This window comes from Cellvibrio sp. GW822-FHT04B05, assembly GCF_058800985.1.
Genome location: NZ_JBXAMU010000005.1, coordinates 437902 through 450153 on the forward strand (window position 1 = coordinate 437902; position 12252 = coordinate 450153).

At 46.9% G+C, this 12252-nt stretch carries 14 protein-coding genes and 2 tRNA genes; 5 read left to right on the forward strand and 11 right to left on the reverse strand.

The window, feature by feature from the left end; genetic code table 11:
- Nucleotides 1-167: 167 nt before the first annotated feature.
- Together AC1RJL_RS17595 and AC1RJL_RS17600 are read left to right on the forward strand one after the other, a co-directional pair.
- Nucleotides 168-243, forward strand: a tRNA-Val gene (locus AC1RJL_RS17595).
- Between the two features lie 40 nt (nucleotides 244-283).
- Nucleotides 284-360: transfer RNA gene (locus tag AC1RJL_RS17600), tRNA-Asp, on the forward strand.
- 95 nt (nucleotides 361-455) lie between these two features.
- Here the strand turns inward: AC1RJL_RS17600 and AC1RJL_RS17605 are convergent.
- From AC1RJL_RS17605 to ccmA, 8 genes are all read right to left on the reverse strand, one after another.
- Complete coding sequence (locus AC1RJL_RS17605) at nucleotides 456-602, reverse strand: hypothetical protein (RefSeq protein WP_492916406.1); 147 nt, start codon at nucleotides 600-602, stop codon at nucleotides 456-458.
- Nucleotides 603-698: 96 nt separating this feature from the next.
- The gene (locus tag AC1RJL_RS17610) at nucleotides 699-1244 is read right to left on the reverse strand and encodes a DsbE family thiol:disulfide interchange protein (protein WP_492916408.1); all 546 of its coding nucleotides are present in this window, start codon (nucleotides 1242-1244) and stop codon (nucleotides 699-701) included.
- Nucleotides 1237-3222 (reverse strand): heme lyase CcmF/NrfE family subunit, encoded by a 1986-nt coding sequence (locus tag AC1RJL_RS17615; RefSeq protein ID WP_492916610.1) that lies wholly within the window; start codon nucleotides 3220-3222, stop codon nucleotides 1237-1239. Before AC1RJL_RS17615 ends, AC1RJL_RS17610 begins: the two co-directional genes overlap by 8 nt.
- Before the next feature lie 10 nt (nucleotides 3223-3232).
- Nucleotides 3233-3697, reverse strand: coding sequence for a cytochrome c maturation protein CcmE (ccmE, locus tag AC1RJL_RS17620; protein ID WP_492916410.1), 465 nt, complete (start codon nucleotides 3695-3697; stop codon nucleotides 3233-3235).
- A 38-nt stretch (nucleotides 3698-3735) separates the two neighbouring features.
- The gene (ccmD, locus tag AC1RJL_RS17625) at nucleotides 3736-3945 is read right to left on the reverse strand and encodes a heme exporter protein CcmD (protein ID WP_492916412.1); all 210 of its coding nucleotides are present in this window, start codon (nucleotides 3943-3945) and stop codon (nucleotides 3736-3738) included.
- The gene (locus tag AC1RJL_RS17630) at nucleotides 3945-4697 is read right to left on the reverse strand and encodes a heme ABC transporter permease (RefSeq protein WP_492916414.1); all 753 of its coding nucleotides are present in this window, start codon (nucleotides 4695-4697) and stop codon (nucleotides 3945-3947) included. The genes ccmD and AC1RJL_RS17630 overlap by 1 nt, the downstream gene beginning before the upstream one ends.
- A 47-nt stretch (nucleotides 4698-4744) precedes the next feature.
- On the reverse strand, nucleotides 4745-5461 hold the full coding sequence (ccmB, locus tag AC1RJL_RS17635; RefSeq protein WP_492916416.1) for a heme exporter protein CcmB: 717 nt from the start codon (nucleotides 5459-5461) through the stop codon (nucleotides 4745-4747).
- Nucleotides 5436-6212 carry a cytochrome c biogenesis heme-transporting ATPase CcmA gene (ccmA, locus tag AC1RJL_RS17640; RefSeq protein ID WP_492916418.1) on the reverse strand — a complete coding sequence of 259 codons (777 nt, stop codon included), beginning with the start codon at nucleotides 6210-6212 and terminating at the stop codon, nucleotides 5436-5438. Before ccmA ends, ccmB begins: the two co-directional genes overlap by 26 nt.
- Nucleotides 6213-6324: 112 nt before the next feature.
- Here ccmA and AC1RJL_RS17645 point away from each other — a divergent pair, with 112 nt between their 5' ends.
- The 3 genes from AC1RJL_RS17645 to AC1RJL_RS17655 all read left to right on the forward strand — a co-directional run bounded on the left by AC1RJL_RS17645 (nucleotide 6325) and on the right by AC1RJL_RS17655 (nucleotide 9329).
- Nucleotides 6325-8088 (forward strand): flagellar hook-length control protein FliK, encoded by a 1764-nt coding sequence (locus AC1RJL_RS17645; RefSeq protein WP_492916420.1) that lies wholly within the window; start codon nucleotides 6325-6327, stop codon nucleotides 8086-8088.
- A 9-nt stretch (nucleotides 8089-8097) separates the two neighbouring features.
- Complete coding sequence (locus AC1RJL_RS17650) at nucleotides 8098-8391, forward strand: EscU/YscU/HrcU family type III secretion system export apparatus switch protein (RefSeq protein WP_435784273.1); 294 nt, start codon at nucleotides 8098-8100, stop codon at nucleotides 8389-8391.
- Nucleotides 8392-8522: 131 nt separating this feature from the next.
- Nucleotides 8523-9329 carry a sulfurtransferase gene (locus AC1RJL_RS17655; RefSeq protein WP_492916422.1) on the forward strand — a complete coding sequence of 269 codons (807 nt, stop codon included), beginning with the start codon at nucleotides 8523-8525 and terminating at the stop codon, nucleotides 9327-9329.
- A gap of 86 nt (nucleotides 9330-9415) precedes the next feature.
- Here AC1RJL_RS17655 and AC1RJL_RS17660 read toward each other — a convergent pair whose 3' ends face one another.
- The 3 genes from AC1RJL_RS17660 to AC1RJL_RS17670 form a co-directional block, all read right to left on the reverse strand.
- The gene (locus AC1RJL_RS17660) at nucleotides 9416-10174 is read right to left on the reverse strand and encodes a hypothetical protein (protein WP_492916424.1); all 759 of its coding nucleotides are present in this window, start codon (nucleotides 10172-10174) and stop codon (nucleotides 9416-9418) included.
- 216 nt (nucleotides 10175-10390) lie between these two features.
- A complete protein-coding gene (locus AC1RJL_RS17665; protein ID WP_492916426.1) occupies nucleotides 10391-11812 on the reverse strand; it encodes a cryptochrome/photolyase family protein in 1422 nt (473 codons plus the stop codon).
- Entirely contained in the window at nucleotides 11809-12243 is a 435-nt protein-coding gene (locus AC1RJL_RS17670; protein ID WP_492916427.1) for a nuclear transport factor 2 family protein, read from the reverse strand. Before AC1RJL_RS17670 ends, AC1RJL_RS17665 begins: the two co-directional genes overlap by 4 nt.
- Nucleotides 12244-12252: the final 9 nt, after the last annotated feature.

Here is a 12252-nt window from a genome sequence, read left to right on the forward strand (position 1 = left end):
AACTTTGCCGCCAAGACCAAAAACTGATCACAAGTGTTTGTTTCACAACCACTTTTTAGTTTTTTTCTAAAATTTTACGAAAACTGCGAAAAAAAGGTTGACCCATAGTTTTACATGATTAGAATACGCGCCACCAACAAGGTGAGCGCTGAAAAGCGTAAAATCCTGGGCGGTTAGCTCAGTTGGTAGAGCAATGCCCTTACAAGGCATGGGTCACAAGTTCGAGTCTTGTACCGCCCACCACTCTTACTCACAAGGTAGCTGTGGTTTTTTGTGACGCTGCGGACCGGTAGTTCAGTCGGTTAGAATGCCGGCCTGTCACGCCGGAGGTCGCGGGTTCGAGTCCCGTCCGGTCCGCCACTATTTAGAAATGAAAAAAGCCCCGCATCAGGGGCTTTTTTTATGCCTGCAGAAAAGTATATAAAATAAAAAGCTCCCTCAGGACTTTCTTTTATTTATGCAATTTTATCTTCAATCCCCTGATCCACTTTCGCACATTCATCTTTTATATGCTTGTAAGCATATACACCTACATATGTGATCATGATGCACGTTAGTGCCACTATCACCAGACCATACAGAACGATTGAATCGATATACATAGACACCTCCACATTTCCAACTGATGGATTCAGTTTACGCGGGAGGCATAAACACGACTTGATCTCGATCAAGTCCTGCAGCAGGAGAGGAAATAATTACTTGAGGCTATCGACGATTGGTTTGATGGTTTTTCCCCACACTTGCGCATTCACATCGCCGATATGTTTATAACGGATCACGCCTTGCTTATCGAGCACATAAGTCTCCGGCGCGCCAAATACGCCCAGGTTCAAGCCCAACCGACCATCTTCGTCAGTCACACTGTAAACGTATGGATTGTGAAGCTCCGTCAGCCAACGCTGCGCATCATCAGTGTTGTCTTTGTAGTTGATTCCGTAGATCAGAACTCCCTGTGCTTTTAGCTTGTTGAGAAACTCATGTTCTTGCCTGCAAGTGGTACACCAGGTCGCCCACACATTAAGCAAACTGACTTTTCCTTTGAGCATCTCATGGTTTGCATTCACCAACCCTTGCGGATTTTCCGGTGCAGGCAATACAGGCAACTCAAATGCAGGGACAGGTTTGTTCAACAACGCAGAAGGCATATCATTCGGATTTAATGAAAGCCCCCGCCAAAACAAAACAATCAGCACTGCAAAAATAATCAATGGTACAAATAAAAAAAATCGCTGCTTATTCATTTACCAACTTCCCCGCCGCAACACCTGTTGCGGGCGACTCTTGCTTAACAACTTTACGATAACGCTTGTCAGCAACGGCTAGTATGGCACCAAATGCCATCATCAATGCACCCAACCAAATCCAGCGGACAAAAGGTTTGAGATGTACACGCATAGCCCAGGCTGTTTCGGTTAGTGGTTCTCCCATCGCGACATAGAGATCGCGAAATAAACCAACATCTAATGCCACTTCAGTCATGGTGCTGCCGGACGCAAGATAACGGCGTTTTTGCGGTTTCATTTCGCGTAAGAACTTGCCGTCCTTCATTACAGTGATCAGCGCCTCTTCTGCCGTGTAATTGGGACCATCAATGTGTGTGAGCTTATTGAGAACAAAATCATATTCAACAACAGTCACTTTCTGCCCTACTTCCATACGGATATCGCGCTGTTCGGTATAGATGCTCGTTAAGCCAATGCCAACGACTGTCACAGCGATACCCGCATGCGCAACCACCATAGCGAAGTAACTTAAGCTCAACTTTTTAAAGCCAGCGAGAAAAGACTCACTATTGCGCAAACGATAAAATAAATCAGCAACAAGTGCGGTAGCAACCCAGCTTGCGATAAACACTGTAAGCGCTGCAAGGATTTCATATTTGTCGCGATAGACGAGCGGGAAAACCAAAGCAATTACCAAACTAATTACCCAGGGCTTCCACAATAATTTTATAAATTGTGTACCTGATGTGCGCTTCCAATTGGACAGCGGACCAAAAGCCATCAACAAACACAGCACTCCCATCAACGGCAAGAAGAACAAATTAAAATAAGGAGGACCTACTGAAATTTTTCCTAAATCAAGTGCGTCGGCAATCAATGGGTAGAGCGTGCCGATCAATACCATAATCATAATCACGCTGAGTAAAATGTTGTTGCCAAGCAAAAGCGTCTCGCGTGATAACAGACTAAAACCGGCAGAACCTTTTACCACCGGTGCCCGCAGAGCAAACAATGTTAAAGAACCGCCCACCACCACGAAAAAGAAAGCGAGAATGAAAACACCGCGCTCGGGATCGTTGGCAAATGCATGTACTGATGTGAGCACGCCGGAGCGAACCAGGAAGGTTCCCAACAAGCTTAGCGAAAAAGTAAAAATAGCCAGCAGGATTGTCCAGCTTTTAAATAAGCTGCGCTTTTCTGTCACCGCAAGCGAATGAATCAATGCAGTGCCAATTAGCCAAGGTAGGAAAGAGGCATTTTCCACCGGGTCCCAGAACCACCAGCCACCCCAACCCAGTTCGTAATATGCCCACCAACTACCGAGCGCAATACCGACAGACAAAAACCCCCACGCCATGGTTGCCCAAGGGCGAGACCAACGCGCCCAAGCGCTATCCAGACGACCGGTTAGCAGCGCAGCAATTGCGAATGCAAAACAAACACTGAAACCAACGTAACCCATATACAAAACCGGCGGATGAATAATCAGTCCGATATCTTGCAACAACGGATTTAAATCACCGCCATCTTGCGGAGGAATGGGAAGGATTCGATCAAATGGATTTGATGTAAACAAAATAAATGAAAGAAAGCCAATCGCCACAAAGCCCAATACAGAAAGTACGCGCGCCTGCATATCAAGTGGTAGCGAACGACTAAATATGGCAACCGCCAACGTCCAACCCGCCAACATTAAAATCCACAATAACAATGAACCTTCGTGTCCGCCCCATACTGCGCTTATTTTGTAATAAACCGGCAACAGTGAATTGGAGTTGGAGGCAACATACTTCACCGAGAAGTCGTCATGGATAAACGAATAGGTAAGACAGAAAAAAGCGAACGCGACAAAGATAAAAAATCCGGTTGCCAATGAACGGCCCGATTGCATCAAGACGTTGCTGCCGTAATGGGCACCAACCAAAGGAAGTACAAATAATATCGCACTCAAACACAAGGATAGAATCAGCGAAAACTGGCCAAGCTCTGGTGCCAAATGAACAAAATCAAGCGCCATATTTCAAGCCCTCACAGGTTTTTTGATGCTCGCCTTTATCTTTCATCGCCTCAGCAACTTCAGGGGGGACATAATTTTCGTCGTGTTTGGCAAGCACTTCACTCGCATTCAATTCGCCGGACTCTGTCACTATACCGTTGATAACAGCAGCTTCGCCCTCAGCAAACAAATCGGGCAATATACCGTTGAAATTGACTTTGACATCGGCAATGCCATCGGTAATTAAAAAGCGGATTTGAAGTGAATCGCTGGCGCGCTCCACACTACCCGGTTTCACACAGCCACCGGCACGGATACGGGTGTTATGAGGAACATCGCCCGAAGCAATTTTGCTGGGCGGATAAAATAAATTGATATTTTCACGCAATGCATAGGCCATCAAACCCACAGCAAGACTGGAGAAAACCACAATAAAAATAACAATCATCAAACGTTGTTTGCGAAGCGGGTGCATAAGTTGTCGTGCTCTGTTCAGCTAATACGGAAAATCATCTATTCAATTGATTCACCGGCGACATCATTCGACCGGGTCAATTTTTGTTGTTTTTGCTGTTGTTTAACAAACGCTTTTTTCTGCAATATCGGGCTAATCAGTAAAAAAGCCAATACCGCAAATGTGATGGCATAGGACGCCCATACATAAGGACCATGACCATTCATGGCAATAAAATCTGCAATTGATTCAAATTGGAATTTCATCATTACACCCTCTTGTTACTTGTGCCGATGAGATCATTCACCCATTGAGTCCTACTTTCGCGCCGCAATACTTCAACACGGGTATTCAATAAAAGCACCAAGGCATAGAAACAATAAAAACCGATCACCATTATCAGCAAGGGATATAGCATGGAAGGATCAATACTGGATTTACTGGTGAATTTGATTGTTGCCGGTTGATGGAGCGTGTTCCACCAATCAACCGACTTATAAATGATGGGAATATTCACCATCCCAACCAGCGCCAATATTGCACTGGCTTTATCTGCCGTATCGCGATGTTGAAATGCTTGCTGCAAGGCGATCATGCCAAGATAAAGGAAAAATAAAATAAGCATGGAGGTAATCCGTGCATCCCATTCCCACCAGGTTCCCCACGTCGGTTTACCCCAGATGGAACCGGTGACGAGCGACACAAACGTCAGCAAGGCACCAATCGGCGCGGCAGATTTCATCACCATAAACGGCAATTTCATTTTCCAGATAAGGCCAACTGCACCGGAAATCGCCATGATGTAATAACCCGCCAAGGCTAAAAATGCAGCGGGAACGTGAATATAGATAATGCGGTAGCTGTTGCCCTGCTTAAAATCCGCCGGTGCAAATGCCAATCCCCACACAGCCCCCGTCACGAGGAGCGCGATACTGAGTGTCGCCAACCATGGCAGCCAGGGTGTTGTTTTCTCGTAAAACCAACGGGGAGAACCTAATCGATGAAACCATTGCCATGCCATAGTTGTAAGACCTTATCGCTGAGCTGTTAGCTGATCGTTATTATTAGTTAACCATTTGTACTGATACGCAAAGCGCCAACTGCTGCAATTGGAGCAAGCACAATCGCCAATGCGAGGAACGCGCCTAATACTGCCAGTTGCATGCCAATCGCTCCGCCCTGCACGGCAATCTGCACCGCACTCGCCCCAAAAATCAGTACGGGAATATACAGTGGCATCACGATCAGCGACAACAACAAACCGCCCTTGCGCAGTGAAACTGTTAAAGCGGCCCCAACGGCGCCAATTAAACTCATCGATGCAGTCCCCAAAGCCAATGATGCCAGCAGCGGGAAGTAGCCATCGATCGGTAAACTCAGCATCAATCCGAGCAAAGGTGCCAATAAAGTCACCGGCAAACCCGACACTAACCAATGCACCAACATTTTTGCCATCACCGTAAAGTACAGTGACTGCGGGCTAATCAACATCTGCTCTAACGATCCATCATCGTAATCGCTGCGAAACAGGCCATCGAGCGACAACAGCGTCGCCAGCAATGCCATAACCCACACGATTCCCGGTGCGAGCAACGCCAGTACGGACTTTTCCGGACTAACCCCCAGTGGAATCAGGGTTACCGCGATCAAAAAGAATACCAACGGGTTGGTAAGCTCAGCTTTGTGCCGCGCGGCAATCAGTAAATCGCGACGAAAACTGGCGACAAAACCGCCAAATAAGGTCGTCGCCGGAGCTTTATCAACCATGATAAATATCTCTGTCATTCAGACTGCCAAACCCATCTTTGGTTTGATCACCGCGCCCCCCTGGCTGATAGTCTTTCAGATTCACTATCCGCAACTGCGGCAAGGTTAAATCCTGATGAGAGGTGAGAATCACCACGCCGCCATTGGCAGATTGGTTGGCGATAAGTGCTTCCAACTGGCTCACGCCCAATTTGTCGATTGCGGTAAAGGGTTCATCGAGAATCCAGATATGCGCCAGACTGAGGTGTAACCTTGCCAGCGCCACCCGGCGCAGCTGCCCTGCCGATAATTGGTAGCAAGGAGTGTCCTCATAGCCATAAAGGCCGACGGCTGTCAGCGCACTCTCAATTGAAACAGCTGCGCCGCTTTGGGCTTTATACCACTCCAGATTTTCGACTGGCGTTAATGCTTTTTTGATACCGGGTAGATGACCGAGATAAAGACTATCACCCGCGAACTCCCATGCAGCGGCCGGCAAATCCTGACCAGCGTAGCGAATGTGGCCGAGATAATCCGTGCTGATTCCCGCAAGGGCGCGCAATAAGGTTGTTTTACCAGCGCCGTTCGACCCACCAATCTGCACAACATCACCAGGGAAAAGACGCAAATCCAAACCGGAAAAAAGCAGTCGCTCGTCCCGCTCACAGCCAAGGTCACACAGCTCAAGCAGCGGAACACCTACCTTAATCCCCAAATCGGTCATGCTAATAATTGCCTTGGCGTGTATGGTATCTACAGGAAACGTCTTATCAGCCGCTATACTCAGCACAAGCAATTCGGTTTGGCTGGCGACCTGAAGTCCGCGATTATAGCGGCCTGTGTTCCGGCATAGCACCCCAATTTACGTTTTTGATCACATTAATGTCTATTCGAGATAAGCCATGGAGCTGAGTTCAGTCACCGACAAGCTGGTACAAAATGCCCAGCGTGCACAGGTCGAACAAATAATGATGATCACTAAGGTGCTTGGCTTGAAAGTAGGCAGTCAATTCTTGGCGGATGTCCAAAAAGTAACCCAGGCAACACCGGAAGAACGCGCCCAATTGGTTAAAACCATTGAGGCTAATTTGGCCCAGTTAAATAAGAACTCTGCTGCACCCGCGATCAAAGCCCTGATTACCCAACTGGAAGCGCAGAAGAATTTGGTCGAAACACCCGGTGTTAAGTTGGTGACCCTTTCAGTTAATACATCATCACCTGTTAATACTGCAGTTCCGGCTGCTACAAATATCCCGGCGCCACTAACCACAACATTACTCACTTATACCAATCAACCGGTGCAAGTCGGTCAAACCCTGTTAATGCAATTAGCCGAGGGGCAACGTCTACAATTATTGCAGCCACTTACCAAAGCCCAGGTCGCCGCATTTAATGCACTATTGCAGACAACCAACACTCCAACTACAGCAGCAAATACCGGTGTGGCACATTCAAACAATGCGATCACTGAATTGTTGGCGACAATCGTTGCGCAAAACAAAAATGTCGCTATTAAAACTATCGATGCTGTTGGTGAAACATTACGCCGTTTGCTACCACAAAAAGACAAAGGTCAGGATTTACTGACAAGCTTGCCAAAAATCACCCAATTTATTCAGCAGCTTCCATTGACTGAGCGCAAGGAATGGCTATCCAGCCAAGTGCAACAATCACTGAAAACCCTGAGTAACCACATTCGTTTAACCGATCAACTCAGCAATCCTAAATTACTGGAAATGACGCTGAAAAATAATGGCCAGAGTTTTGAAAATAAATTGGCACAACTGGTTTCCGGGCAGAAAAATAATGAATTAACGATAGCGCCTGCTAACTCATCATTAAAGGGTTCCGTAGCGGCCACTAATCCTTTAAATACGACTGCAGGTATTGCATCACCACTATTAAAATCCGGCGATCAATCCATTGCGACGAACAAACAAATCGCGATTCCGCAAGTCTCTGTAGAAAAAATGGCGAGCCAGGATTTAAAAGGCGCGCTGCTTGGATTACTGCATGAATTGGATACAGAACTGGGGATCACATTACCCGGTTCACCACTTGCAAACGAGTTCAATAAAAATGTAGTAGCAATCGCCCTGCCCCAATTTTTAGGTTTGCTTGCCAACAAGCAGCAAGGGGAACTCAGCCAAAAACAATTGCGCACGCAGTTGGTTATGTTGATGCATCAATACACACTGGGCAGTCTGGCAAAAATTCAGCTGCAACAAATGCATACGCTGAATCACCAATTGGGTCAGGCAGATCAGTCACAACCAACACAATCCTGGCAATTTGAAATTCCTGTTCGCCAGGGACACGACGTACATCCACTCCATATTCAAATGGAACAACAGTGGGTGGAAGAGCAAAATGATGGCAAGGAACAAGGTAGCACGCGTGTGCAGCAATGGAATGTAATGCTCAACGTTGATTTACCATTGATAGGCCAGTTCTATGCGCAACTCACAGTACTAGGTGATAACCTGGCGGCAAAGTTTTGGGCAGAAAATGAAACCACGCTGCAGGAAGCAAAAATTCGGCTTGATGGATTAAAAACGTTATTAGAAGGCGAAGGTATTCAGGTCACACAAATGCAGTGTCTTCCCGGATTACCGCCTAAACCCAAAATGTCAGTCAGTTATTCATTGGTAGATATTAAAACCTGAGATTACGAGATGGCTTCTGAATATTCACCCCAGCAATTACAAAAAGCCGTGGCGATCTACTACGACGGAAAGAATGCCCCGCATGTCAGCGCTAAAGGCACTGGCGATGTTGCCGAGCAAATTATTGCTATCGCCCGGGAGCATGGTGTTCCGCTTTGCGATAATTCAGCGCTTGTCGATCTGCTTGTCACACTGGAGCTGGGCGATGAAATACCTTCAGCGCTGTACATTGCGGTGGCCTATATCATCGCCTTCGCCTATCAACTTGAAGGTAAAACCCCGGAAGGCTGGCAAACCCGTTAATAAAGTCAGTAGCTCACATCGCCAACATTTACAAAAAACACACAAAGCGTTCAGTATTTACCCTTCCCAAGCAGCCCGTAATAATGCGATTATGACGCCACTTTTTTGACTTTCACGCGCGTCACACACTAATGAGTCACTTTATCGCTAGCGAACAACTGAAATCACAATTGGGCAAAGTTGTGATTTTTGATTGCCGTTTCAATTTGATGAATAAAATCCTCGGCAGCGAGCAGTATCGTAGCGGTCATATTCCCGGTGCTTACTTTCTTGATCTGGAAAAGGATCTTTCCAGTGAAACCGATACGCACGGCGGTCGCCATCCTTTACCTGGTGTAGAAGCGCTCAGCCAAAAACTCCGCGCAGCCGGCGTAAACCAACATTCGACTATTGTGGTCTATGATGATTCGCGTATGGCTTACGCTGCCCGCGCCTGGTGGTTGCTGCGTTATTATGGACACCAGGATGTTCTTATCCTTGACGGTGGTTTTACCGGCTGGGTAAATACGGGCGGTGCAATCGACAGACGCGAACCTGCACCCAAACACGGAAACTTTAAAGCGGTTGTCCAACAAAACTGGATCGCGGATCGTACGGACATTTTACAAGCAGGCTCCGCACTTACCCTGATAGATTCGCGCGAAGCCAAACGTTATCGCGGCGAAGAAGAACCTATCGATCCGGTGGCGGGCCACATTCCCGGAGCACTTAATTATTTCTGGCAGGATGCAACTACCGAGCAAGGTTTTATCAAACCAGAGGAAATACAAAAACAACGTTGGAAGGATTTGCCGGATAGCGACAGTCTGGTGGTCTATTGTGGTTCGGGAGTTACGGCTTGCGTGAATATTTTATCGCTGGAGATAAGCGGTATAAACGCGAAGCTCTATCCCGGTAGCTGGAGCGATTGGTGTTCATACCCGGAAAATAATACGTAGAAACATAAAACCCGCAGAACAAAGCATCCAAGTATTTTATCCATCAAGCGCGAGTAATATTTCTACTGCTCGCGCTACTCACCAGCTTAGTTGGCGTATTCATACTCAATACGAACATCTTGTGGGCCACCTCTATCGTCATCGATATTGGAGCGACCATGGAAGCGCATCAAATATTTCCCATTCGGATCATAAGCAAGATTGATGGGATCCGCAAAGAGCGAGGCAATTTTTTTAGCGGGCGTTATACGGAAGTAAATCCACTCGCGACCATAGTGTGCATCGTATATCGGTGAATCAGAGCCTTTGATTTTACGCACTTCAAGTTGGGTGGTATTCAAACGGGCCGGAAGAGCAAAATCAAACTTCAAGGTTTTACCTGCAACCAACTTGTCCCAATTCAATTGGATATAGGCATCAAAGCCCGCATCAATAACAAGGCGAGCATTGTCATAAATCGTTTTTTCACTTTGGGAGCCTTTCATGCCGTGGGTGAGGACCAGACGCCCCCCTTGAAAATGTGCAGAGGCGAATTCGTTATCGCGTGTATCTTCAAAATTAAAGCTGGGTTGAAAAGGTTCGCCGATATAAACCAGCGTTTTGGTCGCGAATGTCCGGCCATCAGGTGTTACATAATCGACGCGCACCGCTTTGTTCTCATCCAGACCTGTGTATAACTCACGGTAAACAAGCTGATTATTTTCGATATTGTATGCACTGCCTGCGACAACATAATTTTCCTCAGCAGCAACCGACGCTGTATAGAAACCAGTGACTATGGCACACAGCCCAAAACTGCGGGCAAGAACTCGGCGAAAATCATTTTGTCGTTTTGCGCTGGACATAGGACGAAATCCTCAAACTAAGAAACCGGTGTAATGGCAACATCAGAGTCACTATTATAGGTAGAACTTCAACCAATGGGCTAGACCATTCCGCTGATGCCGATACAACCGCGACGAGAGAACTCAACGGGGCGAGCATTGCGCCCAATAGAGAAGATTATAGCGGGTGATAATAACTCCTTTTCAACGAATGGTGGAATTCATGAAGTTGTCCGGTTAATGCGCTATTGGTAGCAGCTGTGCAAAAAGCGCGATGGTTTCTTTTCGGCTCACTGACAAATCAACAAACGGGCGCGGATAATTTTTTACAGCTGGCGGATTATGAATTTGTTTATTCGATAAATGCGCCAGCTCTGGCACCCATTTACGGATGAATTCACCATTCGGATCAAAACGTTCAGATTGACTAATGGGATTAAAGATACGGAAGTATGGTGCAGCGTCAGTTCCTGTTGAAGCACTCCACTGCCAACCACCGTTATTCGCTGCAAAATCGCCATCGATTAACTGCGACATAAAATAATCTTCGCCCCAGCGCCAATCGATTTGGCAATTTTTTGTCAGAAACATAGCGACTACCATCCGCAGGCGGTTGTGCATCCATCCGGTTGCATTCAACTGCCGCATAGCCGCATCAACGATTGGAATTCCGGTTTTGCCTTCACACCATGCGGAGAATTGCGCTTTATCATAACGCCAGGGAAAAGCTTCGGTGGGTGCCTGCATGGCTTTGCGTTTGCAAACCTGAGGATAATCCACCGCTACATGCTGATAAAATTCCCGCCAGATTAACTCACCTATCCAGCAATTTGCGCCCGCATTACCGCCATCCCACTCGCCGTGTGTATGGGCAAGTACCGCGGAGAGAGCTTGACGGGGCGACAGGGAACCTGCGGCAAAGTAAGGGGACAAGGTTGACGTACCCTCAATGGCAGGAAAGTCACGCTGATCCAGATAGCGGGACAGCGACCGTTCAATAAATACATCCAGTCGACGATATGCCTCATCTTCGCCAGCTGGCCAAAGCACCGATAAATCGCGCAGTTCATGGCCAGCAAATAATTGATTAATCTCATTTGCAGAGGCAGCATTGATATTGGAAAGTACTGGTTGTTTGGCAGGCAATGCTAGCGGCTGCAAGATGACGGGCATTACTGTGTGTAACCATTTCTTTTTGAAAGCGGTAAATACTTTGTAGGGCTCGCCTTGACCATTGCGGATCATGCCTGGCGGAACAATACAGCGGTCGTGGCAACGTTTTACCAGAATTCCGTTATCGCGCAGCAGTTGATTGACAGCAAGGTCGCGATTCAATTCGTTGAGTGGATACTCCGCATTAAAATAACAATATTCCACACTGATATCCTGTGCAACACGCAGTAACGCTGGCGCAATTTCTGCTGGTTTTTTTACGCGCACAATCAGCAAAGGAATATTCAGCGCAGTTAATTTTTTCTGCATAACCAATAAATGGCGACGCACAAAATCCAGTTGCGCAGGTGCGATAACATGCAGTTTCACATAGGCATCGCAATGCACATAAACAGCCACCACACCCTGCCCTGACTCTGCAGCTTTGAATAAAGCGGGATTATCGTACACGCGCAGATCATGGCGCAACCAAACGAGAGAAGTCACTTCGCACCTACTTTTCTCTTTATCAGTCTAATGGCGTACCCCATTACCGGAATGTGTTCATACAGCATTGAACCGGCATCGTAATAATCGCGGTGGTAATACACTTTATCGTCGAATAGCAGATGAGTATTGCCAGTCAGTTCCAGCGATTTTCCTTTGGCTAACTTTTTATGGCGATAATGCATCGTCCAGAAAAGTATCGCCTCACCGCGTTCGAACATTTCCATTGAATGATGGAATTCAAAACGGCATTCGATCAGTTCATCCATCATCCCGGCATAATATTCAGTAAGATTTTGCAGGCCATTCAACGCATGGAGCGGATCTCGAAACTGCACATCATCGCTGTAGACGTCAGCCAGGGACCGGAGTATTTTTTTATCAAAGCGAAGGTACAAATTGCGTATTTTTTGCGGAACCGTAAGCGTCATAATAAATGA